The sequence below is a fragment of the Streptomyces sp. B8-7 genome, assembly GCF_058833805.1.
Genome location: NZ_JBYRRL010000002.1, coordinates 162,333 through 185,536, shown reverse-complemented (window position 1 = coordinate 185,536; position 23,204 = coordinate 162,333). Strand labels below are relative to the sequence as shown.

At 73.1% G+C, this 23,204-nt stretch carries 18 protein-coding genes; 1 reads left to right on the top strand and 17 read right to left on the bottom strand.

Going from position 1 to position 23,204, the window contains the following annotated elements; translation table 11 throughout:
• Nucleotides 1-422 precede the first annotated feature (422 nt).
• The 16 genes from AC5K6T_RS09750 to AC5K6T_RS09675 form a co-directional block, all read right to left on the bottom strand.
• Nucleotides 423-1,664 (bottom strand): ATP-grasp domain-containing protein, encoded by a 1,242-nt coding sequence (locus AC5K6T_RS09750; protein WP_493207597.1) that lies wholly within the window; start codon nt 1,662-1,664, stop codon nt 423-425.
• 30 nt (nt 1,665-1,694) lie between these two features.
• On the bottom strand, nt 1,695-2,540 hold the full coding sequence (gene ddaH / locus AC5K6T_RS09745) for a dimethylargininase (protein WP_493207596.1): 846 nt from the start codon (nt 2,538-2,540) through the stop codon (nt 1,695-1,697).
• Nucleotides 2,541-2,623: 83 nt separating this feature from the next.
• A complete protein-coding gene (locus AC5K6T_RS09740) occupies nt 2,624-3,811 on the bottom strand; it encodes an acyl-CoA dehydrogenase family protein (RefSeq protein WP_493207595.1) in 1,188 nt (395 codons plus the stop codon).
• Between the two features lie 2 nt (nt 3,812-3,813).
• The gene (locus tag AC5K6T_RS09735) at nt 3,814-4,320 is read right to left on the bottom strand and encodes a flavin reductase family protein (protein WP_493207594.1); all 507 of its coding nucleotides are present in this window, start codon (nt 4,318-4,320) and stop codon (nt 3,814-3,816) included.
• Between the two features lie 18 nt (nt 4,321-4,338).
• The gene (locus AC5K6T_RS09730; RefSeq protein WP_493207593.1) at nt 4,339-5,694 is read right to left on the bottom strand and encodes an FAD-binding oxidoreductase; all 1,356 of its coding nucleotides are present in this window, start codon (nt 5,692-5,694) and stop codon (nt 4,339-4,341) included.
• On the bottom strand, nt 5,691-6,035 hold the full coding sequence (locus AC5K6T_RS09725) for an avidin-fold protein (protein WP_493207592.1): 345 nt from the start codon (nt 6,033-6,035) through the stop codon (nt 5,691-5,693). Before AC5K6T_RS09725 ends, AC5K6T_RS09730 begins: the two co-directional genes overlap by 4 nt.
• Nucleotides 6,032-7,330 carry an ATP-grasp domain-containing protein gene (locus AC5K6T_RS09720; RefSeq protein WP_493207591.1) on the bottom strand — a complete coding sequence of 433 codons (1,299 nt, stop codon included), beginning with the start codon at nt 7,328-7,330 and terminating at the stop codon, nt 6,032-6,034. Before AC5K6T_RS09720 ends, AC5K6T_RS09725 begins: the two co-directional genes overlap by 4 nt.
• Nucleotides 7,327-8,400: an NAD(P)/FAD-dependent oxidoreductase gene (locus AC5K6T_RS09715; RefSeq protein WP_493207590.1), complete on the bottom strand. Its 1,074-nt coding sequence runs from the start codon at nt 8,398-8,400 to the stop codon at nt 7,327-7,329. The genes AC5K6T_RS09720 and AC5K6T_RS09715 overlap by 4 nt, the downstream gene beginning before the upstream one ends.
• 1 nt (nt 8,401) lies before the next feature.
• Nucleotides 8,402-9,940, bottom strand: coding sequence for a class I tRNA ligase family protein (locus AC5K6T_RS09710; protein WP_493207589.1), 1,539 nt, complete (start codon nt 9,938-9,940; stop codon nt 8,402-8,404).
• Nucleotides 9,937-10,308 carry a cupin domain-containing protein gene (locus AC5K6T_RS09705; RefSeq protein WP_493207587.1) on the bottom strand — a complete coding sequence of 124 codons (372 nt, stop codon included), beginning with the start codon at nt 10,306-10,308 and terminating at the stop codon, nt 9,937-9,939. The genes AC5K6T_RS09710 and AC5K6T_RS09705 overlap by 4 nt, the downstream gene beginning before the upstream one ends.
• The gene (locus tag AC5K6T_RS09700) at nt 10,308-11,591 is read right to left on the bottom strand and encodes a lysine N(6)-hydroxylase/L-ornithine N(5)-oxygenase family protein (RefSeq protein ID WP_493207586.1); all 1,284 of its coding nucleotides are present in this window, start codon (nt 11,589-11,591) and stop codon (nt 10,308-10,310) included. Before AC5K6T_RS09700 ends, AC5K6T_RS09705 begins: the two co-directional genes overlap by 1 nt.
• Before the next feature lie 169 nt (nt 11,592-11,760).
• Entirely contained in the window at nt 11,761-13,149 is a 1,389-nt protein-coding gene (locus AC5K6T_RS09695; protein WP_493207585.1) for an XRE family transcriptional regulator, read from the bottom strand.
• Between the two features lie 139 nt (nt 13,150-13,288).
• Nucleotides 13,289-14,116 carry an isocitrate lyase/PEP mutase family protein gene (locus AC5K6T_RS09690; protein WP_493207584.1) on the bottom strand — a complete coding sequence of 276 codons (828 nt, stop codon included), beginning with the start codon at nt 14,114-14,116 and terminating at the stop codon, nt 13,289-13,291.
• A 554-nt stretch (nt 14,117-14,670) separates the two neighbouring features.
• A complete protein-coding gene (locus AC5K6T_RS09685) occupies nt 14,671-15,945 on the bottom strand; it encodes an MFS transporter (RefSeq protein ID WP_493207583.1) in 1,275 nt (424 codons plus the stop codon).
• Nucleotides 15,946-16,316: 371 nt separating this feature from the next.
• Nucleotides 16,317-18,152 carry a FixH family protein gene (locus AC5K6T_RS09680; protein ID WP_493207582.1) on the bottom strand — a complete coding sequence of 612 codons (1,836 nt, stop codon included), beginning with the start codon at nt 18,150-18,152 and terminating at the stop codon, nt 16,317-16,319.
• A gap of 52 nt (nt 18,153-18,204) precedes the next feature.
• Nucleotides 18,205-19,002, bottom strand: a complete 798-nt coding sequence (locus tag AC5K6T_RS09675; protein ID WP_493207581.1) for a dimethylarginine dimethylaminohydrolase family protein — start codon at nt 19,000-19,002, stop codon at nt 18,205-18,207.
• A 634-nt stretch (nt 19,003-19,636) separates the two neighbouring features.
• Between AC5K6T_RS09675 and AC5K6T_RS09670 the strand changes: the two genes are divergently transcribed.
• A complete protein-coding gene (locus tag AC5K6T_RS09670; RefSeq protein ID WP_493207580.1) occupies nt 19,637-20,875 on the top strand; it encodes a 3-deoxy-7-phosphoheptulonate synthase in 1,239 nt (412 codons plus the stop codon).
• A 475-nt stretch (nt 20,876-21,350) separates the two neighbouring features.
• On the opposite strand, the gene AC5K6T_RS09665 is transcribed toward AC5K6T_RS09670, so the two are convergent.
• Nucleotides 21,351-22,841, bottom strand: coding sequence for a peptide ABC transporter substrate-binding protein (locus AC5K6T_RS09665; RefSeq protein ID WP_493207579.1), 1,491 nt, complete (start codon nt 22,839-22,841; stop codon nt 21,351-21,353).
• Nucleotides 22,842-23,204: the final 363 nt, after the last annotated feature.

Genomic DNA, 23,204 nt, shown 5'->3' with positions numbered 1-23,204 from the left:
GACAGCCGGAAGCGGCGAGTCCGGTGGTGCCCGTCCAAGGGCAGCCATCTCCGGCCTCGCCGCCGGCCGCCGGCCGCCGGGCGCGGGTGGTGCCGTGGTGCGCCGCGGTGCCGTGGTGTGAGTCGCGCCGTCGTGCCGTCGTGCCGTCGTGCCGTCGTGCCGCCGTGCCGACGCGCCGACGCGCCGACGCGCCGACGCGCCGACGTGGCGTCGTGGCGTCGTGGCGTCGCGCCGTCGTGCCGCCGTGCCGACGCGCCGACGCGCCGACGTGGCGTCGTGGCGTCGTGGCGTCGTGCCGTCGTGCGGACGGTGCCCCGGTGTGCGGGGTGCCGTGGGTGGCGTGGAGTCCCGGCGCGGGTGGTGCCGTCGTGCGGTGGTGGTGCCGTCCTGCGGATCGTGGCGGCCTGGCCTCGGGCACCCGCTCAGGCAGTGGCGATGCGGATCGCGTCGACCACCGCCTCCGCGTTGGCCAGGGCGTCCGCCGAGGTGGCCCCCCGGGTCATCACCGAGCCCACGCGGTCCCAGGAGCTGCGCAGTTCGCGGACGGTGTCGCCGGGGGCGAGATGCAGGGAGAGCGAGAGCACACCGGGCAGCTTGCCGGCCTCCTCGGTGCCGTCGACGGTGACGACCTCGCCGGGCTCGGCGTCGATGAAGCGGACGGCGGCGCCGCCCGCCGCCGACTGCGGGAGCCGCTCGGGGCGGCGGCCCTGCATGACCTCGTAGAAGGCTCCGGCCAGGTTGATCCGGTAGGCCTCCTCGATGAGCATCGGGATGCCGTCCCCGGGGAACCGGCCGGCGCACTCCACCAGGTACGGGCGGCCGTCGCTGACGATCCACTCGCAGTGCACGATGCCGCTGCCGAAGCCGACCGCGCGCACCACCGTCTCGGTCTGGGAGACCAGCAGCTCGTTCAGCTCGTCCGGGATGCCGGCGGCCGGGACGGTGTGGCCGCGCTCGATGGGGCGCGGGCCGGGGTAGAGCAGCTTGCCGGTGACGTTGGAGAAGAGCACTTCCCCCTCGTGCACGAGGAGTTCGACGCTGTACTCGGCCCCCTGGACGAACTCCTCGATCAGCATGCGCAGTTCGCGCTCGCGGTCCGGGACGAAGCTGCCCTCGTCCTGGCTGGTGCACTCCGCCCAGGTGGAGTCCAGGCCGTCCAGGGAGTGCAGCACCTTGGTGCCCACGGAGGCCTGCCGGTTGGCGGGCTTGAGGACGAGGGAGCCGGGGTGGGCGGCGGCGAACGCGCGCACCTCGTCGGGCGAGGCGACCTCGGCGGAGGCCGGGTTGAGGACGCCCGCGGCCCGGGACACGCGGCGCAGCAGCGACTTGTCGCGCAGCACCTGGGACGCCCCGGCGCCGGCGCCGGGCACGCCGTAGCGCTCGGCCAGCCGGGCGGCGAACGGGGTGGCGTACTCGACGAGCGGGGCGACCACGGCCGGGTCGAGGTCGGGGTAGGTGTTGTAGAACTCGTCGGCCGCGGCGGGCAGCTGGTACTCCCATTCGATCAGCTCGCGCAGCATCCCGGCGCCCTCCAGGGCGTTCTTGACGTCGCGCTTGCGGATCACGTCGGGCTCGTCGACGACGATCACCGAGCCGGGGGCGAACTCCTTGATGTACGGCAGGACGTTGACGTATCCGACGATGATCCAGGGTTGTTCGGTCATGGCTTCTCCAGAGGCGGAGGAAGGTGCGGGTCAGGGGTGGCGGATCTCCAGCGTGCAGCACTTGACGCTGCCGCCGGCCTTGAGCAGTTCCGACAGGTCGACGTGGTGGGTGAGGTAGCCGTGGTCGCGGAGTGCGGCGGCCAGGGCGGTGGCGGGTTCGGGCAGGATCACGTTGCAGCCGTCGGAGACCAGGTTGAGCCCGAAGAGCAGGGCGTCCTCCTCGTCGGCGAGGACGGCGTCCGGGTACAGCGTCTGCAGCGCGCGCAGGCTCTCGGCGTCGAAGGCTCCGGGGTAGTAGACGATGTGGTCGTCGTCGAGGGCGGCGAGCGCGGTGTCCAGGTGGTAGAAGCGCGGGTCGACGAGTCTCAGGCTGACGACCGGGCGGTCGAACAGGGCCTCGGCCTCGGCCTGGGAACGGGGGTCGGAGCGGAAGCCGTTGCCGGCCAGGATGGCGGCGCGGGTGGTGACGTAGTCGCCCTCGCCCTCGCTGGTGTAGTCGGCCTGGACGACCTCCCGGTAGCCGTGGTCGCGGAACCAGGCGGCCCACAGCTCGGCCTCGGCCTGGCGCTCGGGGTGGCGGAACCGGGAGATGAGGACCTTGTCGTCCACCACGAGGGCGCCGTTGGCGGCGAACACCATGTCCGGCAGCCCGGGGGCGGCGTCGATGGTCTGCACGTAGTGGCCGAGTTCGGCGTACAGGTTGCGGAGGTTCTCCCACTGGGCGAGGGCGAGTTCCCTGTCGGTGGGCTTCTGCGGGTCCATCCAGGGGTTGATGCTGTAGGTGACCTCGAAATGGTCGGGGCGGCACATCGCGAAGTTGCGCAGGCGCGCCTTGCGCCGGGTCGGGTTCGCCTCGGGCGCGAGGAGACCGGTCATGCGGGTGTCCTTCCGGTGGTGGGGTGCGGGGGAGGTGCGGGGGAGGTGCGGGGGAGGTGCGGGTGGTGCCGGGGCAGGCCCGGTCAGGAGGTGATCCCGAGACTGAGCGGGAAGCTGGGCCGGCTGCCGAGCAGGTGGGCGCCCGCGGACTGCAGGATCTTGTCCTGGGCCACGACGTGCTGGCACATCGTCATGGTGTCGCGCAGCCAGCGGTCCAGCGGGCTGGGCTTGTAGATGGCGGCGGTCTGCATCAGGTCGTAGAGCTTCATCACGATGGAGCGGGCGGTGCGGAAGGCGTGCAGCCGGGACAGCGGCAGCGCGGCGCGCTCCTCGGAGGTGAGGTCGTCGAGGGTGCCGCCCGCCGACAGCACCTGCCACTGGCGGTCCAGGGCGGCGTAGACGGCGCTGCGGGTGGCGTGGAAGTCGGCCTCGCACTCGGCGAGGGTGACCTGCACCCGCCAGGTGTCGTTCCAGCCTCCGCCGCCGGGGCGGGACTTGGCGACGACCTGTTCGCGCACCCAGTCCAGGGCGGCGCGGGCGACGCCGAGGGGCACGCCGGGCATGTTGCGCATGTGGACCTCGGGCTGCGCCAGCGGGCCCTCGTCGCCGCGGACGGTGCCGAAGGTGAGGGTGCGGCCCTCGGGGACGAACACGTCGTGGATGGCGTAGTCGCAGCTGCCGCTGCCGGCCAGGCCGGTGGTGTTCCAGGTGTCGATGATCTCGACCTCGGAGCGCGGCACCATCAGCAGGACGGAGTCGTGGGCGCCGTCGGCCAGGCAGGGCTCGCCGTCCTGGTAGATGAAGGCGCCGGAGATGACCCAGTCGGCGTGGGTGATGCCGCTGCCGAACTGCCAGCGGCCGGTGAGGCGGTAGCCGCCGTCGGTCTTCTCGGCGCGGCCGGTGGGGAAGAGCAGTCCGGCGGTGGTCATGTCGAGCCGGGGGAACATCTCCTTGGCCACGGTCTCGTCGAGGAAGGAGGCGTACAGGCCGGAGTCCATGCCGATCATGGCCGCCCAGCCGGCCGAGGCGTCGCCGTAGGCGAGGGCCTCGACCACCTCGGTCTGCTCGGCGGAGGTGAGCTCGGGGCCGCCCCAGGCGCGGCTGAATCCCATCCGGAACGCGCCGGTGGCGCGGATGAGTTCGACGACGTCGGCGGGCAGGCGGCGGTTGTGCTCGATCTCGGTGGCGCGCTCACGCAGCTGCGGGGCGAGCGCCTTGGCGGCGGCGAGGATGCCGGCGGCGGTGTTGGGGACCGCTCGGTTGTTCGTCATGTTCAGGACTCCTTGGTGGAAGCGGTCGCCAGTTGCTGGAACTTGCCGTGCAGGAAGAGCAGGGGGGGCTGGTGGTCGCGGATGCCGGTGGAGACCACCTCGCCGATGACCATCGTGTGGTCGCCGAGGTCGAAGCTGTCGCAGAGCACGCACTCCAGGGCGCTCTGGGCGTCCAGCATCAGGGCTCCGGTGGCCGGCCCGGGGTTGGCCCGCAGGGCGGCGACCGCTTCCGCGCGGTCGCCGCGGCCCCTGGCGAGCTGCCGGGCCAGGGACTCGGCGTCGCTGTCCAGGATCGAGACCGCCCACTTCTTGGTCTCCAGCAGATCGCCCAGGAACTGGGAGTCGCGGTGCAGCGACAGGGAGACCAGCGGCGGGTCGAGCGACACCGAGGACAGCGAGTTGAGTGTCACCGCGTCGTGGCGGCGGAGGCCCTCGTGGTCCGCGTAGGTGGTGGCGACGCACACTCCGGTGGCGAAATTACGCATCGCGCCGCGCAGATCGGGTGACATGACGCTCCTTCTCTGAAGCTAGACGGCCTGGTGGAAGGTGAAGACCCGGTCGGGGTCGTAGCGGCGCTTGATCTCTCGAAGCCGGTCCAGGTTGGGCCCGTAGTACGCGCTCTGGGCCTCGGTCAGGTCGGGGTCGGCGAAGTTGACGTAGGAGGCGTCCCGGGCGTGCTCGCCCATCGCGGCGTGCAGGTCGGTCAGCCAGTCGAGGTTGGCCTGCCGCACGTCCGCGGGGTCGTCGGTGGACCAGGAGGCGTCCATGGAGATCAGGAAGAGGACGTCGCGGTGGGGGAAGGCGGTCTCGGTGACGGGCACCCGGTTGATGGCGCCGCCCCAGGTGAACAGGGCGATGCCGGCGCCGTCGGGGTTGCTGCTGCCCGGCCACTTGGCGAGGGCGGTGAGGAGGGTGTCGACGCCGGCTTCGGTGAGCGGCTCACCGATGGTGCGGGTGCGGACCGCGAAGGGGTCGCCGGAGGTCTCGTGGCGCAGGTAGTCCTTCGCCTCCCAGTAGGTGCGGTCCTCGATGTCGGCCTTGGACGGGGTGCCGGTCGCCAGTGCGGGTGCGAGCAGTTCGCGCAGCTCCGAGGCGGGGCCCAGGTGCTGGCCGATCACCGAGACGACCCCGTCGTCGCCGGCGGAGCGGCTGACGCCGATCCGGGCGGCGAAGCGGTCCGGGGCGTCCCGCATGATGCGCTGCATGACCGGCAGCACCGCCTCGGCGTCCTCCAGCGGCCACAGCAGCAGGCAGGTGGCGCTGGGGACGGTGGGGCGGGCCTGGAAGGTGAAGGAGGTGTTGACGCCGAAGTTGCCGCCGCCGCCCCCCTTGCAGGCCCAGAACAGGTCGGGATGGTCGGTCTCGTTGCAGGTGACCACCGTGCCGTCGGCGAGCACGACCTCGGTCTCCACCAGCGAGTCGCAGGTCAGGCCGAAGGCCCGGGAGACCGCGGCGACGCCGCCGCCGAGGGTGAGGCCGCCGATGCCGACCTCGTCGGAGTTGCCCAGCGGCACCGCCAGGTCGTGCTGCTGGAGCGCGGCGTACAGGTCGCCGGAGCGGGCCCCGCCGGCGACCGTGACCAGTTCCCGGTCGGGGTCCACGGCGACGGTGTTCAGACCGTGCAGGTCGAGCACGAGTCCCGTGGTGGCGGCCTGGCCGGAGTAGCTGTGGCCGCCGCCGCGGGCCACCACCGGGATGCCCTGCCCGCGGGCCCAGGCGATGCCCCGGGCGACGTCCCGGACGCTCGCCACCGAGAGGACCCCGGCGGCGCGGACGTCCGCGTAGCGCTTGTTGAAGGCGCTGCTGTTCTCCTCGAAGCCGGTCTCCCCCGGCAGCCGCACCGTTCCGTCGACCTGCTCGCGCAGGCTCTGCCAGTCGGTCATCGGGCTTCCTCCGGTTCCGTCACTTCGGCCAGGTACGAGACTCCGGTCTCGGCGTGCGGCCCGTAGCGCTCCCACTCCTCCCGCAGCAGCAGTCCGCCGTCGGCGCCGCGCTCGGGGGTGTTGACGGTGCTGCCGGAGATCACGTCGCCCCCGGTCAGCACCATCGTGTAGGCGAGTCGGAGGGTGCCGTCGGGACCGCAGACCCCGTTGACGCTGCCCCGCCGGACCGGTCCGCCGGCGAAGTCCGCCCAGACCAGGTCGCCCTTCTGGTGGTAGCGGGCCGTCACCCCGTCCGCGGCGGCCAGCTTGCGGAACCGGCGTCCGTCGTAGTCGATGGTCATTCGTCCACGTCCAGCAGTCCGGCGGGCATCTCCAGCCGTGCGGTGACGTCCTTGCGCTCCAGCGGCTCCGCGTCCAGCCCGACGGCCGCGACGGCGGCGTCCAGCCGCTCCCGGCAGGTCTGCCGGTCCTCGCCGGAGCACACCACGAAGGAGTGCCGGGCCAGGTAGCCGCCGGGCGGGAGCCGCAGCTCGGTGCCCGGCTCCACCATCGGGGAGGCCGTCACCAGTCCGGGCAGGCCCTCGGGGACCCGCACCGCGCGGACGGTGACGTCCTCGGCGGGGTAGCCGAAGCGGATGCCGGCCACGCCGTGCCGGGTGAAGGAGGTGTCCGGACGGTGTCCGGAGGCGACCTCCACCAGCAGTTCGCCGGGGTCGATGCCGGTGGCGATCCGGCCGAGGAAGGGGATCAGGTCCCCGCCGAGCCGGCCGTTGATCTCGATGATCACCGGGCCGTGGGAGGTGAGCTTGACCTCGGTGTGGGTGAGGCCGTTCTCGACGCCGATCACCTCGTGCGCCTTGGTGAGGACGTCGGTCAGCTCCTGGTCGGCGAGCAGCGGGTCGGCGGCGTCCACGACATGGCCGACCTCCTCGAAGTACGGGTGGTGGCCGGTCTCCTTGCGGGCCACGAACATCACCCGGTACTCGCCCTGGTGGACGACGCCGTCGACGCTGATCTCGGGGCCGTCGGCGTAGCCCTCCACGATCGCCCCGCCCCGGTACGGCTCGTCGCCGACCAGGCTGGCGTTGGAGGCGACGAGGTAGGCCTGGTCCAGCTGGGACTCGTCCTCGGCGAGCACGACGCCCATCGAGGCGCCGAGCGCCCGCGGCTTGACGACCACCGGGTAGCCGATGCGGGCCGCGGTCGCCCGGGCCTGCTCCAGGGTGTCGGTGAGTTCGAAGCCGGGCTGGGGCAGGCCGGCCGCGGTCAGCAGGGACCGGGTGCGGTGCTTGTCGCGGCAGCCCTGCACCCCGTCGGGGCCGAGGCCCGGGACGCCGAACTCGGCGGCCAGCTCGGCGGACGGCATCACCAGCGGCTCGTCGTAGCAGAACAGCCCGACGACGTTCCGGCGGGAGGCGATCTCCCGTGCGGCGGCCCGCAGTTCGTCGTGGTCGAAGACGTTGACGACGGTGATCTCGTCGAAGTACTCCTGCTGCCAGGTGGGCTTGAGGTTGTTGACGAGCACCAGTTTCAGGTCGAGTTCGGCGGCCCGCCGGGCCGCGGACTCGATCAGGTACTCGCGGTAGACCTTCAGCCCGCTGCCGATCACCAGCAGCACGCGGTCGTCGGCGGTCATATCGTCTCCTCCCGGAAGTCGGTGGTGAGTGCTTCGAGAATCCGTTCGGCGACCAGCGGCGCGGTGCGGAAGCCGTCCCCGCCGCTGGCGGTCCGGGCCCAGGTGCTCGGGCCGATCCGGACCAGGTGGGCGGAGCCGGTCTGGGCGTCCACCAGGTAGTGGCAGCGCTTGACCGCCATCACGGTGTACCGGTCGGGCTCGCCCAGGAACTGCTCGGAGAGCACCTGCTCGGCCCACTGGCGCTCCTCCTCCGGCGTGCCGGCGGTGACCACGGTGGCCTCCCGGCAGGCGGTGGCGGAGCTGACCTTCAGCAGCGTGCCGTCGCCCGGGGGCAGCAGCCAGGCCAGCCCCGAGGTGCCGATCCGGCCGACGCCGGGGGTGTGCTCCCACGCCTCGGCCAGCTGCTCCGGCGGCTTGAGGTACACCAGCGTCTGCCGGTGCAGCACCATCGGCAGGTCGACCAGGTCCTTGGACCAGGGGCCGGTGGCGACCAGGGTCAGGTCGGCGTCGAGGATCTCGGCGTCGGGCAGGTACACCCGGCCGGTCTCCGCGTCCACCGCCTTGACCTCCTGCCAGGGGCGGAGCGTCACGTTCGGCTGCTCGGTCAGCCAGCGGACCAGCACCTGCAGTGCGTGGTCCGCCAGCAGGATGCCGCCGTGCCGCTCCAGCACCCCGACGGAGCCCTCCGGGAACCGGACGTGGGGCAGGGTGTCCGGTTCCACGACGCTGACGGGGAGGTCGACGGCCTTCGCCGCCGACATCACCTCGTCGACCTCGTCGGCCGCCCAGGCGGTGATCATGCCGACCCGGCGGTAGAACCTGGCGCCGGTCAGCGCCTCCAGCCCCATCCAGCGCCGGTGCGCCACCGCGATCCGCCGGGACGCGGCGAGGTCGTGCGTGTCCAGGGCGCGGACGGCCCGGTGCTGGTCGAAGGAGGTGGAGCCGGGGTTCGGGATGGCGTCCCGGTCCAGGATGGTGACCTGGTGTCCGGCCAGCGCGCACCGTACCGCGGAGAGCAGTCCGGTCACACCGGCGCCGACCACCAGGACCCGACGTGCGTCGGTGGGCATGTCACACCGCCCCGCCGTCCAGCCGCGGCAGTTCCCGCACCGTGATCTCGGTCGTCCGGTCGCCGCGGGTCAGCCGGGTGTCGATGCCGGCCTGTTCGGCGAGGTCGATCAGGATCGGTGCGGCGTTGCGCAGCACGGCCTCCACCTGGTGGCAGAAGTCGCCCGCCTGCGCCTCGGCCGGCTCCCAGCGGTCCAGCCGGCCCAGCTGCTCGGCCAGCGTCTCCGCCGCCCGTACGAGGCTGAAGGTGTCCAGCTCGTAGGAGGCGGCGAACCGCTCGGTGATCCGGTCGGCGGCCTCACGGGAGGCGGCCGACACCGGCAGGGTCTGCCCGGCCCAGGCGGCTGCCCTGGCGGCGACCCGGTTCCACGGCTCGATCAGCCGGGCTCCGGTGACGGCGGGCAGCGCCGGCCAGCCGAAGTCGGTGCGCTGGTTCTCGGGGCTGGTGGCGGCCAGGTGGTAGCGCCCCACGTCGCGGGGGAGCCGCTCGGCGAGCTCCCGCCCCCAGACCAGGTGGCCCCGGCTGGTGGAGAACTTCTGGTGTTCGAGCTCGTAGAACTCGTTGGTGACGAACCGGGCGGGCAGGGCGTACCGGTCCTGCAGGGCGAGCAGCATGGCCGCCCCGGCGATGGCGAACGGGAAGGTGTTGTCGAAGCCGAGGAAGTAGACGGCCTCGGTCCCGGACTCCGGCCACCACATCTGGTCGTCGGCCGCGAGGACCTCGCCGCGCCGCTCGGCGGCGACGCCGGTGGTGTGGATGGACCAGGCCATCGTCTCGGCGTTGGGGTTGACCGACTGCCCGGCGACCTCGGGGAAGGGGGCGGGGATGCCCCAGGAGATCGGGTAGGTGACGGGGAAGTCGGGCAGCGGCCGGGCCAGCATCTCGGCGACGGCCTGCGCCATGTGCGGGCGCAGGGCGGCGCCGGTGCTCGCGAAGTACTCGCGCAGCTGCTCCCGGTACTCCTCCAGGGGGAGCACGAGCACGGGCACCTCGCGCAGTTCGAGGACCTCCTCGGGGTTCTCGGTGGAGCGGGGGTCGATGAGTTCACCGGCCGGGAGCGGGTGGCCGCAGCTCTCGCAGAGTCCGGCGCAGCCCTCGGCCAGGCAGTTGCGGCAGCCGCCCTTGACGAAGCCGTCGACGAGGTACTGCCCGGTGGCGGGCGAGTAGGGGAAGAGGGTGGGCCGCAGGACGAGCCTGCCCTCCTCGTGCAGCCGGCTGACGAACCTCAGCACGGCCTTGGTGAAGCGCTCCTCGTCCCTGGTGAAGCCGTCCACCTCGATGCCCATCGCGGCGAGCGTGGCCTCGATCTTGGCGGTGGAGTCGGTGACCAGGGCCTTCGCGGTGGTGCCGAGCCGCCGGGCGGTGGTGACCACGAAGGTGGAGGTGTCCTGGGCGCCGGAGCCGAAGACGGTGTCCCGGCCGGCGGCGCGCTGGTAGCGGGTGAAGACGTCGGCGGCCAGGAACGGCCCGGCCAGGTGCCCGAGGTGCAGATCGCCGTTGGCGGTCGGGGCGGGGGATATCACCGCCACACGCTTGCTCATACTGCGGTCTCCTTCTGATGGCGGGTCAGGAAGTCCTCCGACATGCCGGAGTCCCACCAGATCCCGTAGTACTCGAAGTCCTCGGCGGAGGGGTTGACCACCTTGTGGGTGCAGCCCGGGGGCAGGTGGACGATGTCGCCGGCGACGAACTCGTGCTGCTCGCCGTCCACCACCAGGGCGGCGCTGCCGCTCATCGCGATGAAGATCTCGTACTCGTGGTGGTGGTGCGGGGTGGACTCGCCCCCGGCCCGGACGACGCACCAGGCGCCCTCGAAGGGGGCGTTGAGCACGTCCCAGGGCTTCAGGCGCTCGCCCTCGATGCCGTAGGCGGGGGTGAGGCCGGCTCGGTCCAGTCGGCGGATCTCCATCAGCGGGCCCCTGCGGTCGCGGCCACGCTGCGGCGGTCCAGCAGGTCCTTGGTGATCTCGTGGGAGCGCTGCGCGAGGACGCTGAGCAGCGAGTCGGAGATGCCGTGGGTGGCCTCGTTGAAGCCCTGGAGGTAGAGGCCGGCGCGGGTCTCGTCGCCGAGCTGGACCCGGTAGCGGCGGTTGACGGAGACGTCGTCCAGGCCGACCTGTCCGGCGAGCTTGCGGACCATGGCGGGCATCCGCTGGTCGTAGCCGGTGCCGAGCAGGACCAGGTCGCAGCGGCACGGCTCGACGTCGCCGGTCTTGCGGTCGCGCAGCATCAGGACGACCTCGCCGTCCTCCTCGCGGGCGGAGACGACCTCGGTCATCGAGCGGACCGCGGAGCGCTGGGAGCCCGTCAGCTTCTGCTCGTAGAGCATCATGTAGGTCTGGTCCAGGAACGGCGCGGCCAGACCGGCGTAGTTGGTCAGCCTCACCTCGTCCAGGATCTGCTTGCGGGCCTGGGCCGAGCTGGAGTGGAACTCGTCGACGAAGGACGGGAAGAACAGCTCGTTGACGAACTTGCTGGTCTGGTAGTTCATCAGGCCGATCGAGCGGTGCACCAGGGTCGGCTGGCTGAGCGGCAGGTCCTGGTGCACCGAGACGAACATCTCGGCGGCGCTCTGCGCGGCGCCGATCACGACGACCCGCACGGGCCGGTCGATGGGGTACTGGGCGATCCGGGTGGAGTACTGGGTGCTGTGGATGACCCGGTCGCGGGGCAGGTCGGCGAACTCCGCGGGAATGTGCGCGTCGCGGCCGGTGCCGACCACGAGGTCGCGGGCGTCCACGGTGTCACCGCCGGCGAGGCTGACCCGCCAGCCGACGACGGTGCCGTCGTCGGCCTTGCGCGGGGTGACGCCCTGCACCTTGGTGTTGTAGCGGATGTCCACGTGGTCCAGGGAGTTGGCCACCCACTGGAGGTATTCGGAGATCTCCTTGCGGAAGGGGTTGAAGGTGCCGAGGTTGACGAACTCGTCGAGTCGGCCCTTGGCGTGCAGGAAGGAGAGGAAGGAGAACCGGCTCTGGGGGTTGCGCAGCGTCACCAGGTCCTTGATGAAGGACACCTGGCTGCGGGCGAACGGCAGCAGCAGGTTGCGCTGCCACACGACGTCCGGGTGCTGCTCCAGGATCAGGGTGTCGGATGCCAGGCCCGTGGCGCCGGACTCCTCGATCGCCACCGCCAGGGCCAGGTTGGACGGGCCGGCGCCGATCGCCAGGACCTCGACCTCATGGTTGGTCATGCTCTGCCACCTCGCTACTCGTCCTACCGCCCGTTCGAGCAGGCAGGTGAACGGCCGTTCTGCTGTTCGGATCCGTTCGGTAGGACGAGTACAACGAAGACGGCCATTGATCGACAGACTTGTCCGATTCGGACAATCAACGCGGGGTGGGGCGGGGTTGTTCGGCCGGTCAGGTCAGCTGCGGCGCCTCCGTCAGGGGCCGGATGCGGGCGAACGGCACCGGGCGGCGGGAGCGCAGGTCGCCCTCCGGGCCGCCGCTCGCGGCGAAGGTCCGGGCCAGCGCGTCGAGCCGGTACGCCCCGAGCCGCTCGGTGGGCCGGAGCATGCCTCCCTCGGCGAGTTCGTCGATCAACTGGTCGGCGCCGGCGAGGATTGATTCGTCGGCCCTGAGCTCCTGCTGCGGCAGCCGGACCAGCCGGTCCAGGAGCTCGCGGGCGCCGTCGCTGAGCCGGGCGTGGGCAGCGTCGAGGACCTCGCGCATGCGCAGGTCGCCGACGTTCAGCCAGTCCAGCAGCGCCTCGGGGTGGTCCAGCCGGTTGACGGCCCAGCGCAGCGACATCTCGGGGTGGGCGAGCAGCTTGCGGGTGGCGATGTCCAGCGCCAGGGGCAGGTCGCCGCACAGCTCGGCGAGCCGGTCGGCGCCGGCCGGGTCGGCCAGGGCGCGCTCGGGCAGACCGCGGGCGATCAGCGCGACGGAGTCGGCCCGCGGGAGCAGATCCAGCCGGACCCGGTGGACGTCCCTGAGGCCGAGCAGCGCGGAGCGGGCCACCACGAGGGTGACGCTGGTCGCGGAGTCGGCCAGCAGGGGGCGGACCTGGCGTTCGCTGTGCACGTTCTCCAGCAGCACCAGGAGCCTGCGCTGGGCGAGCAGGGAGCGGTAGAGGCCGGCGCGCTGGTCCCCGGCGGAGGGGATCTGCCCGGCGGGCACGCCGAGGGCCGCGAGGAACTCGGCGATCAGCGCGGACACGTCGTAGCCGCCGTCGGGCACCGGGCCGAGGTCGGCGTAGAGCTGGCCGTCGGCCATCGACGGGGCCAGGTCGTGCGCGTGGTGCAGGGCCAGTTCGGTCTTGCCGACGCCGACCGGGCCGCTGATCACCACCGTGCCCGAGGGTACGGTGGCGAGGCGGTCCAGTTCCGCGGTGCGGCCGACCAGTCCGCGCGGGCGGGGCGGCAGCTGGCAGGGCTTGGGCAGCGTCGGCGTGGCGCTGCCGCGGCCCCCGGGTATCTGCTCGGCCTCGGGTTCGGGGGGTGCGGGTGCCCCCGGTGCCGCGGTCGGGCGGGGCGCGGCACCGGGCAGTGAGGCCGCGGCCTCCAGCCAGCGCCGGCGCCACTCCTCCCGGTCTCCCCCGCAGGCGGCCGCATAGGCGAGCGCGACCTGGAGCGTGGGCATCCGATGGCCGTTGGCCGCGCTCGACAGCACCGAGGCCGAGTACATCGCGGTCCTGGCCATGTCCCGGTACGTCGGACTCCCGGCCTGGGTCCGCAGGCGGCGCAGGTCGCTCGCGAATCGCGCCACCGCTCCGCCCGAGGCGTCCACCGGTTTCTCCGGCCTCCCCATTGTCATCCCCTCATCTCCGGTAGAAATACGGATGATTCGTCCATTCGGAACACGCGAGGGGCGGGCCGGTCCGAGGTCACGGGCCGGCCCGCCCCGTGGGTGGTGCACGTTGTCAGACCGTGAGGCGCTGCCGCATGCCTCAGCGGCTGAAGCTGCTGTTCACCGCACCGAAGTCGAGCGCCCCCGCCAGCTCGTCGTACGTGCCCTTGCCGACCAGTTCGGCGGCGGCCCGCCGGGCCAGCGAGTAGGCGGCCTGGGCGACGGCGGTGCCGACGCTGACCCGGCGCACGCCGGCCGCCTCGAACTCGGCGACCGTGGGGGCGCCGGGACCGGCCATCACGTTGACCGGCAGCGGCTGGCCCTTGACGATCTCGGCGATCACGGTGAGGTCGAGCAGGCCCGGCACGAACAGGCTGTCCGCACCGGCCTCGGCGTAGGCGGCCGCGCGGGCCAGGACGTCGGCCTGGCGGCCCTCGGGCTCGCCGATCTGGAAGAGGAAGACGTCGGTGCGCAGGTTGATCACCAGCTCGGGCAGCCCGGCCTGCTCGGCGGCCCGGCGGGCGGCGCGGATGCGCTCGGCCTGCTCCTCGGCGGTGAACAGCCGGCCGTCGGGCCGGGAGTCCTCCAGGTTGACGCCGACGGCTCCGGCCTCGATGACGGCGGTGACGGTGGCCGCCACGTCCTCGGGGGCGGGTCCGTAGCCGCCCTCGATGTCGGCGGTGACGGGGACGTCCACGGCGTCGGCGATACGGCGCACCAGGGCGGCCATCTCGTCGCGGGTGAGGGCCTGCTGGTCCGGCTTCCCGGCGGACCAGGACACGCCGCCGCTGGTGGTGGCGACGGCCTTGGCGCCGCCCTGCGCGATGAGCGCGGCGCTGCCGGCGTCCCATGCGTTCGGCAGCACCAGAATGCCCTGGTCGTGCAGGCCGCGGAGGGTGACGGCCTTGGTCTGCTGGCTGTTCGCCATTGCGGAAGTACCTTTCAGGAAACGGTAACTACTCGACATAATGCCGATTTCGGGAGAAGCAGGGGAAGGAGTCCCTGGGGACTCCGTCACGTCGGGCCGGCGGCGCCGGTCCGAGGCCCGGGCGGCCCGCGGCGGGCGGACCGGTGGGGGCGTGCAGGGCCGCGTCCACCGGCGGGACGACGGCCGAGGGGGTGCCCGGGCCGCGTGGGCGGGCGGCGCGGTGCGCGGCGGCGCCGGGTCGCCGGACGGTACGACGCCCGGCGCGCCGGCCCGCGGCGTGCGGGACAGCGCCTCCGGTGACGCCGGCACATCCCGCGGGCGCCGGGGACCACCGCTGGGCGCCACCCGGGGGCGGGACGGCGGCCGGGACCGCGCCGGGCCCCTCCCGCGGGCGGGACGACGGCCCCGGGAGGCCGCCGGGCGCCGCCGGACGGGGCACCGCCCCCCAGGCCGGACCGCCCGCGGGCGGGACGACGGCCGAGGTGGCGCCACCGTGGAGCACGGCGGGGCGCCACCTCTCGGTGCGCGGCGGGCGGACGCGGGCATGCGGCCGGTCAGACGCCCGCGGGTTCGGCGACCATCGGCTTGTCCGGCGCGGCACGCCGGGTCGAGATGGACAGCAGGCCCGCGCCGATGCTGAGCGCGCCGGCGACGTACCAGGCGGGCGCGTAGGTGCCGAAGTTGTCCCGGGTGACGCCGGCCATGGTGGCGGCGAAGGCGGCGCCGAGCTGGTGCGCGGCGAACACCCACCCGAACACGATCGGCGCGGACATCCCGAAGTGCTCCCGGCACAGGGCCACGGTGGGCGGCACGGTGGCGATGAAGTCCAGACCGAAGAAGATCACGAAGATGATCATCGGGCCGGTGACCGTCTCGTCGAACAGGGAGGGCAGCACCAGCAGGGAGATCCCGCGCAGCCCGTAGTAGGCGAGCAGCAGGATGCGGGAGTCGTAGCGGTCGCTGAGCCAGCCGGAGGCGACGGTGCCGATCAGGTCGAAGATGCCGATCATGGCGAGCAGGCCGGCCGCGGTGACCGACGCCATGCCGTGGTCGTGGGCGGCGGGGATGAAGTGGGTGTTGACCAGGCCGTTGCTGGTGGCACCGCAGATCGCGAAGGCGATCGCGAGCATCCAGAACACCCGGCTCTGGGCGGCCTTCTTCAGCCCGTCGACGGCCAGCCGGGCGGCGCTGCCGGTGGGCGGCGGCACGGGCACGACCTCGTCCGCGCCGTACGGCGGGATGCCGAGGTCGGCGGGGTGCTCCCGGAAGAACAGCAGGATGAACGGCACCGTGGCGAACGCCACCAGGGACACCACGATCGCGGCCGTCTTCCAGCCGCCGGGCGCCTCCGAGAGCTTGGCCACCAGCGGCAGGAACACCAGCGAGCCGGTCGCGCCGCCCGCCGTCAGCACACCGGTGACCAGGCCCTGCCGCTTGACGAACCAGCGGGTGCCGAGCGTGGCGACGAACCCGAGGGAGATCGATCCCGCGCCGAGGCCGACCAGCACACCCCAGAGCAGCACCAGCTGCCAGGACGCGGTCATGAAGATGGCCAGGCCGCTGCCGAGGCCGATCAGTGACATGGCGGCGGCGGTCACCTTGCGCACACCGAAGCGCTCCATCAGCGCGGAGGCGAACGGCGCGGTGATCCCGTAGAGGGCGAGATTGACGGACATGGCCAGGCCGATGACCCCGGTGGACCATCCGAACTCGCGTTGCAGCGGCTCCACCAGCGCACCGGGGGTCGCCCGGAACCCAGCCGCCGCGACCAGCGCGACAAACCCGATGGCCGCGATCATCCACGGCCACACTTGCTTCTGACGAATCATACGCACAGCGTGATCGAGGCGTCGGCAGAGCGGAAAGCGCCACCGGGACACCTTGTCAGGTCCCTTTCGGCAAGCGCCTGTTGGGGTGGTTCCACGGTGTTCGGGCGTTCGGGCCGCCGTTCGAGGCGGAGTCCGGACCAGTGCCCGGACCGGTGCCCGGACCGGTGTCCGGACCGGTGCCCGGACCGGTGCCCGGACCGGTGCCCGGACCGGTGCCCGGACCGGTGCCCGGACCGGTGTCCGGACCGGTGCCCGGACCGGTGTCCGGACCGGTGTCCGGACCGGTGTCCGGACCGGTGCCCCGGCCGGCTTCCGCCGGCGTCACGTCCCGTGCCGGGGCCGGTGTCACCTACGGTGCCAGGGCCGGTGTCTCAGCCTCCGAGGGTGAGCTTCCTCCGGGCCGTCGACTGGTCGATGTCGGAGGAGCGGACGGTCACCGCGGCGGTCCACTCGCCCGGCAGCGGCAGCCGTACGGCGCCCGTCCACCGTCCGGTGCCGGCCGGCCGCAGCTCCACCTGGAGCGGCCCGAGGTCCCGGGCGGGCAGGGTGAGCGCCAGCCGTACCTCCGGCACGTCGGCGGGTTCACCGCCGGTGTCACGAAGCTCCAGCCGGACCGTGTGGCCGGACTGCGCAGGGGCGAGGCTGAGGGTCGCCGTACCCGCGGCGGCCGGGGTGGTGCCGCCGGTGTCGTACGGGATCCGCGCGGTGACCGTGCGGGCCGGGCCGGCGCTCGCCGCGGATCCGGCCGGGACCCGCGCCGAGGCGTCCTGGTCCGCGGTGCGGCCGGGCGGTGAGGACGTGAGCACGGTGGTCACGGCGAGCACGACGACGGCCACGGCCGACTCGGTGAGGACCGAGCGGCGCAGCCCGGCCCGCACCGCCGTGGTGTCCGACTCCCGGCCCGCCCCGCGCAGCCGGCCGAGGCGGGTGCGGGACACCCATGCCGCCGCGACCATCACGGCCACCGCGCCGGCCTTCACCAGCAGCAGTTGTCCGTACGTGGTCCCGAACAGGGCGTCCCAGGTGCGCACTTCGCGCCAGGAGCGGTAGGTGCCGGTCAGCACCAGGACCGCCACCGAGCAGAGCGCCAGCACGGAGAAGCGGCCCACCGCCTCGGCGCCCAGACCGCCACGCAGTCCTGCTGCGAGCGTCGCCAGCCCGCCCAGCCAGGCCGCCATGGCCAGCAGGTGCAGCGCGGTCAGCGGCAGCGCCAGCCAGACCTGCGGCCCCTCGGAGGCGTGGTCCGTGCTGACCCAGGTCGCCGACAGGCCGACCGCCAGGAGCAGCCCGGCCGCACCGAGCCGGGTCCGCACCCGCCGGGTCGTCCCGTCGCCGTCCCGGTCCGCCGGCCCCGGCCGGCCCGGCGGGCCGGACGGGCCGTCCTGATCCGGCCGGCCCGCCTGACCCAGCTGGCCCACCAGCAGGACGAGGAACACCCCGCTCGCGACGAGCAGCAGCAGCCGGGCCGCCAGCGCGAAGTAGATCCGCTCGTCCACCGGGACATGCGCAGACGCCAGCGCCGGATCGTCCGAGGGCGCGATGCCGTTGCCCTGCTCGTACGGGCCGCGCAGCATCATCACCACCACGGTGGAGCCCAGCAGGCCGACCCAGCCGGCCGCCAGGATCTTCTGCACCGGGCGTGCGGACGCACCCCCGGGCCAGCAGATCAGCACGAACGCGACGGCCCCGGCGAGCAGCGCGAAGGCGCCGTGGGCGACGGCGGCGGCCGTGTCGTACAGAAAGGAGATCAGGCCGTCGGTGCGGGTGCCGCGGAGTTCCTCGGCGGACACCGCGGTCGCCGAGGGCGCACCGATGGAGAAGGTGAAGGCCCCTCCGACGGGGTGCGAGTCGGCGGAGATCACCTGCCAGGCCACCGTGTACGTGCCGTCGGAGACGCCGTCGCGCAGGGCGACCCGGGTGAGCTTGCCGTCGCCTCCGGGGTGCACCGGCTCGCCGGTGTCGACCCGCTCGCCCGCCGGGTCGAACACCCGTACCGCGTCCGCGGGCAGCGTCACCGACTCGTCGAAGGTGAGCGTGACGCCGGCCGGCGGCTCCGGCACGACCGCGTTCTCGGCCGGGTCGGAGCCCTCCAGCGTCCCGTGGGCGTGTGCCGCACCCGCGCCGCCGAGCACGGCCAGCAGAGCCGCGAACAGCGCGACCAGCACGCCGGCGGCCCGCCGTGCACGGACGGCTCCTCCCCTGGTCATCCCTGTCTGCTCCCCCTCGGAAGGTGATCCCGCTCCGAGTCTAAGTGCCGCTCTACGCGGGCGGGTTGTCGAGTGTCAGCGCGGTGCAGCGGACCCCGCCGCCCCCCTTGGCGAGTTCGGTCGTACCGAGTTCGACGACGTCCAGGCCGTGGTCGCGCAGCGCCGCCGCCAGTCGCGGCACGCCCCGGGTCATGGTGACGGTGGTGCCGTCGCTGACCAGGTTGAGCGCGAACCGCGCCGCCTCCTCCACGGACACCTCGATCAGGCCGGTGCCGAGTCCGCGCAGGGTCCGCACGCCGACCGCGTCGAGTGCCTCGGGGCAGTACGCCAGCAGGTCCGGGGTGATGACGCCGACGGCCAGGTCGAGGTCGTACCAGCGGGGGCCGGCCGTCCGCAACGGAACGACCTCGTAGTCGAGTTCACGGGCGAGCACGCCGAGCATCCGCTCGTCGGTGCGCTGTCCGTACGCCGCGAGCAGCAGGTCTCCGCAGGCCAGGGCGTCGCCCTGGCCGCTGAAGGCGTACGGCGCCTGGACGACCTCGTACTTGCGGTCGGTCAGCCAGGCCCTGAAGTACGGTATCTCCGCCTGCCGTTCGGCCGGCGGGTTGCCCAGCACGGCCCGTTCGCCCCGGATCACGGCGGCGTTGGCGGTGAACACCATGTCCGGACACTCCGGCGCGGAGGGCACGTACTCGACCTTGCGGCCGGCCGCGAGGTGCGCGGCCACGATCGCCTGGTGCTCGGCCAGCGCCGCCTCGGTGTCGGGCTGGACGGCCGTGTCCATGTACGGGTTGATCTCGTAGGCGACCCGGAAGTGGCCGGCGTCGGAGACAAGGAGTTCGCTGTTCACGGTGCCCTCTCTCTGGTGGTCTGCTGGCACCCGCCGGTCGGGCGGGGCGGCGTCCGCGTCGGTCCGAGTCCATCCGAGCTGCGGGTTGATCGCGAGCCTTGGCCGGGAAAGGCAATCAAGTCCGGCGCGTCGGCCGTTCCCGGACCCGTCCCCCAAAACGGGTTGGCCCAGCCGGACCTGACGGAGTCCCGTGCGCACTTTCGGCGAAGTGCCCTCGGCGGGTGTGGAGTCGGCAAGGATTCCCCTGGCCGGTTCCGCACGGTGGTGCGGTGCCGCTGATCGCTTCGAGCGGCATCCGCCGTCGCGGACCGCATCCGCCCGTGCGGACGGGCTCCGCGGGAACCGCGTGGGGCCCGGCCGCCGCTCAGGGCAGGGGACCGCCCCGACGGCATCCGCTCGCTCCCGGGAGCACCCGCTTCCCGACGGCACCTGCCCGTCCCCGACGGCACCCTTGGGTTCCCGACAGCACCTGCTCGTTCGCACGGCACCTGCCCGTTCGCGCGGCGTCCGTTCCCTTCCGCGGCGTGCTGGACGGCCACCGATCTCTCCGCATGGCTCGGCATTCCGGCGCATGACGAAGTCCCGGGCATCCGACGCAGTTGACCGCAACCAATCACGACCACGGAGGTTCTTCGTGACCAGCGACGCGATCGCGACCCGGCCGGTCCCGGCCGGGTCCGCCCTCCTGGAGGGCACGGGCGAGCTCTGGAGAGCGCTTCCCGCACGGCAGCAGCCGGAGTGGGAGGACCTCGACCTCCTGGCCGAGGTCACCTTCGACCTGGCCGACCGGCCGGCCCTGGTCGGCGCCGAGGAGGTGGCCGAACTGCGGGGCCTGCTCGCCGAGGTGGTGGCAGGCCGGTTCCACGTGGTGCAGGCCGGCGACTGCGCCGAGGACCCGGCCGAATGCGCACCGGGGCCCATCACCCGCAAGGTGGCGCTGCTGGAGGCGCTGGCCGGCGTGATGTCCATGAACACGCTGCTGCCCACGCTCCGGGTCGGCCGGATGGCGGGCCAGTTCGCCAAGCCCCGCTCCCGCCCCACCGAGGTCGTGGACGGTGTCGAACTTCCCGTCTACCGGGGCCACATGGTGAACAGCCCCGAGCCGGACGCGCGACTGCGGCGCCCCGACCCGCTGCGGCTGCGGGCGGGCTACGAGGCCGCCGGCCGGGCCATGGAGGCGCTGCGGGGCCGGATCGCCCTCCAGCCGGAGGCGTTCGTGACCCCGGTGTGGACCAGCCACGAGGCCCTGCTGCTCGACTACGAGGCACCGCTGGTCCGCGTCGACGGCAGCGGCCGCCGCTACCTCGCCTCGACCCACTGGCCCTGGATCGGCTACCGCACCAACCAGCTCGACGGCGCGCATGTGGCGCTGCTGGCCTCGGTGACCAACCCGGTGGCCTGCAAGGTGGGTCCCGGCATGGGCACGGACGGTCTGCTGGCCCTGTGCGAACGGCTCGACCCCGACCGTGAGCCGGGCCGGCTGACACTGATCGCCCGGATGGGCGCGGACGCCGTCGCCGACGAGCTGCCCGCGATGGCCACGGCGGTACAGGCCGCCGGGCACCCGGTCGTCTGGCTGTCGGACCCCATGCACGGCAACACGGTCAGTGGTCCGGGCGGCCTGAAGACCCGGCTGGTGGAGACCGTGGCCCGGGAGGTACGGGAGTTCCAGCGGGCCGTCGTGGGGGCCGGGGCCGTCCCGGGCGGTCTGCACCTGGAGACGACCCCCGACGACGTCGCCGAGTGCGTCGCCCACGCGCACGCGATGGACACCCTCGGCGCCCGCTACACGACCTTCTGCGACCCGCGGCTGAACCCGGCCCAGGCGCTGGAGGTCGCCGCCGCCTGGCAGGGCCGGCCCCGTACGCGGTGACGCACCCCGTCCGCTGAACCCGCCGGGGCGGGCCGTGCCACGGCCCGCCCCGGAACCACGTCCGGCGACCGGCGGCGTCCGGCCGGCGTACCGCGATCGGCGTACCGGTCCGGACCGGCGGGCGGTGGGGAACCCGGCCGGTGACCGGCCGACGGCGCGCCGGCGGCCGGTGGCCGGTGGCCCGGTGATGACTCGCCGGGCCACCGGCCGTTGCCCGTTGCACCCCGTCGGCCGCGCCCGTCCACCGCTGCCGGCACACCGCACGTGCGCACCGCGGACCGGTCGCGCGGCAGCCCGCCGCGGCCGGTACGGCCGCGGCGGGCTGCTCGCGTCGCGGGTCTGACGGCCGGTCGCCCCCGCGGTTGCGGGTCACCGGGTCACCGGGTCACCGGGTCACCGGGTCACCGGGTCACCGGCAACGGATGCGCTCGACGCCCGGTGCGCCCGGCGGCGGGCCGGCCGGCCGACCGGCCGGTCAGTCCTCGATCGTCACGTCGAACAGGTCCAGTTGCAGCAGCGGGGTGACCGTGACGTTCTTCGTGCGGGTGGACCAGCCGGACTCGACCTTCTGGTACCACAGCGGAATCGCCGGCATGTCCTGGATGATCCGCCTCTCCGCCTCCCGGTACAGCTCCCAGCCCTCCTGCTCGGTGGGGGCCGCGTCCGCCCGGGCGAGCAGATCGTCGACCTCCGGGCTGGAGTAGCCGGAGCCGTTGACGGCGGCGCCGGTACGGAAGACGGGGTTGAGGAAGTTCTCGATCGACGGGTAGTCCGCGACCCAGCCGGAGCGGAAGACCGTGGTCATCTTCTGCTCGTTGACCAGTTTGCGGAACTCGCCGAAGGTCGGCACGGGCGCGTACCGGGCCTCGACTCCGAGGGCCGCGGTGATGGTGCGGCACGCGGCCTCGATCCACACCTGGTTGGCGGAGTCGTCGTTGGAGCACAGCTCGATCGGGCCCTCGAAGCCGGTGGCCTCGAACAGTTCGCGGGCCTTCTCCGGCTGGTAGGTGCACAGGTCTCCGCTGGCGTCGCCGCCGTATCCGGGAACGATCGGCGGCACCAGTCCGTCCGGCAGCATCTTGTCGCCGTCGAAGGCCTTGTCGATCACGTACTGCCGGTCGATGGCCATGGAGAGGGCCTGGCGCAGCCGGGGGTCGCCGAACCGCGGGTCGTAGAGCGGGAAGGAGATCGACTGCACGCCCATGTACGGCTTGGACACACAGCGTCCGGCCAGTTCCTCCTTGTACCGGCCGCCGTCGAGCGCGTCCGCCGGGACGAAGTCGAGGTAGTCGAGCTTGTCGGCGACGACGTCGGCGTAGGCGTCCTCCAGCATCCGGTAGAACCGGAACTCCACGCCGTCCACACGCGGCAGCCGGACTCCGGCGTAGGCGTCGTAGCGCAGCAGGACGATGTTCTCGCCGGGCGTGTGCGAGGCGAAGCGGAACGGTCCGTTGCCGACGGGCCGGGTCTCGAAGGCCAGGCGGTCGGCGAAGAAGGCGGCCGGCAGCGGGAAGAACGCGGCGTAGCCGAGCTGGGTCACGAACGCCGAGAACGGCGCCGACAGCGTCACGTCGAAGGTGGCGTCGTCGATCACCTTCAGACCGGACAGCGTCTCGGCGGTGCCGCTCTGGGCGGCCTCGTAGCCCTCGATGTGGGAGAGGTACTCGGCTCCCTGGAGCCTGTTCGGGCCGTACGCGGTGTAGTTCCAGGCGTCGACGAAACTCGCGGCGGTCACGGGGGTGCCGTCGTGGAACGTCCAGCCCGGGTTCAGGGTGATCCGGTACACGCGGGAGTCGGCCGACTCGATCGACTTCGCCACCGCCTTGCGCGGCTCGGCCGTCTCCGGGTCGTACTCGACGAGGCCGGTGAACAGCGCGTTCACGATCTTCACACTGTCGCGCTCGGTCGCGTCTCCCGGCACCAGCGGGTTCTCCGGTTCCGTGCCGTTCCAGCTGATGATGTTCATTGCTTCTGCATCCCCTTGGTCACTGTGCCGATCTGGTCGGCGGAAATGGTCTGCCGAGTTGCCGAATTGGTCTGCCGAAATTGGTCTGCGCCGGTGTGCGCCGGCCTGCGGTGGATCTGCGGTGGTCTGCACCGGTCTGGATCGGTCTGCCGCATGGTCTGCCGGGCGGGTCCGGCCGCGCCGCGGCCGGGGCCGTTGGCGGGCGCCGGGCCGCTGCCCCGCGGGACGGTCCGGCCGGGCGGAACCGCGCAGGACGGTGTCCCGGGTGGCGGCGGGCTTGGGTGGCGGTGGGTCGGGGGCGGTGGGTCGGGCCGGGGAGGCGGTCGGCGGGCGGAGCGTTCCGGCGGATGCCGGTGGCGGCCT

Excerpts from the sequence above, each read along its gene's own strand:
- AC5K6T_RS09690 (WP_493207584.1), bottom strand. The coding sequence starts at position 14,116 with ATGGCGAACAGCCAGCAGACCAAGGCCGTCACCCTCCGCGGCCTGCAC.
- AC5K6T_RS09710 (WP_493207589.1), bottom strand. The coding sequence starts at position 9,940 with ATGAGCAAGCGTGTGGCGGTGATATCCCCCGCCCCGACCGCCAACGGC.
- AC5K6T_RS09735 (WP_493207594.1), bottom strand. The coding sequence starts at position 4,320 with ATGTCACCCGATCTGCGCGGCGCGATGCGTAATTTCGCCACCGGAGTG.
- AC5K6T_RS09700 (WP_493207586.1), bottom strand. The coding sequence starts at position 11,591 with ATGACCAACCATGAGGTCGAGGTCCTGGCGATCGGCGCCGGCCCGTCC.
- AC5K6T_RS09685 (WP_493207583.1), bottom strand. The coding sequence starts at position 15,945 with ATGATTCGTCAGAAGCAAGTGTGGCCGTGGATGATCGCGGCCATCGGG.
- AC5K6T_RS09730 (WP_493207593.1), bottom strand. The coding sequence starts at position 5,694 with ATGACCGACTGGCAGAGCCTGCGCGAGCAGGTCGACGGAACGGTGCGG.
- AC5K6T_RS09695 (WP_493207585.1), bottom strand. The coding sequence starts at position 13,149 with ATGGGGAGGCCGGAGAAACCGGTGGACGCCTCGGGCGGAGCGGTGGCG.
- AC5K6T_RS09705 (WP_493207587.1), bottom strand. The coding sequence starts at position 10,308 with ATGGAGATCCGCCGACTGGACCGAGCCGGCCTCACCCCCGCCTACGGC.
- AC5K6T_RS09740 (WP_493207595.1), bottom strand. The coding sequence starts at position 3,811 with ATGACGAACAACCGAGCGGTCCCCAACACCGCCGCCGGCATCCTCGCC.
- AC5K6T_RS09665 (WP_493207579.1), bottom strand. The coding sequence starts at position 22,841 with ATGAACATCATCAGCTGGAACGGCACGGAACCGGAGAACCCGCTGGTG.
- AC5K6T_RS09720 (WP_493207591.1), bottom strand. The coding sequence starts at position 7,330 with ATGACCGCCGACGACCGCGTGCTGCTGGTGATCGGCAGCGGGCTGAAG.
- AC5K6T_RS09725 (WP_493207592.1), bottom strand. The coding sequence starts at position 6,035 with ATGACCATCGACTACGACGGACGCCGGTTCCGCAAGCTGGCCGCCGCG.
- AC5K6T_RS09680 (WP_493207582.1), bottom strand. The coding sequence starts at position 18,152 with ATGACCAGGGGAGGAGCCGTCCGTGCACGGCGGGCCGCCGGCGTGCTG.
- AC5K6T_RS09750 (WP_493207597.1), bottom strand. The coding sequence starts at position 1,664 with ATGACCGAACAACCCTGGATCATCGTCGGATACGTCAACGTCCTGCCG.
- ddaH (WP_493207596.1), bottom strand. The coding sequence starts at position 2,540 with ATGACCGGTCTCCTCGCGCCCGAGGCGAACCCGACCCGGCGCAAGGCG.
- AC5K6T_RS09715 (WP_493207590.1), bottom strand. The coding sequence starts at position 8,400 with ATGCCCACCGACGCACGTCGGGTCCTGGTGGTCGGCGCCGGTGTGACC.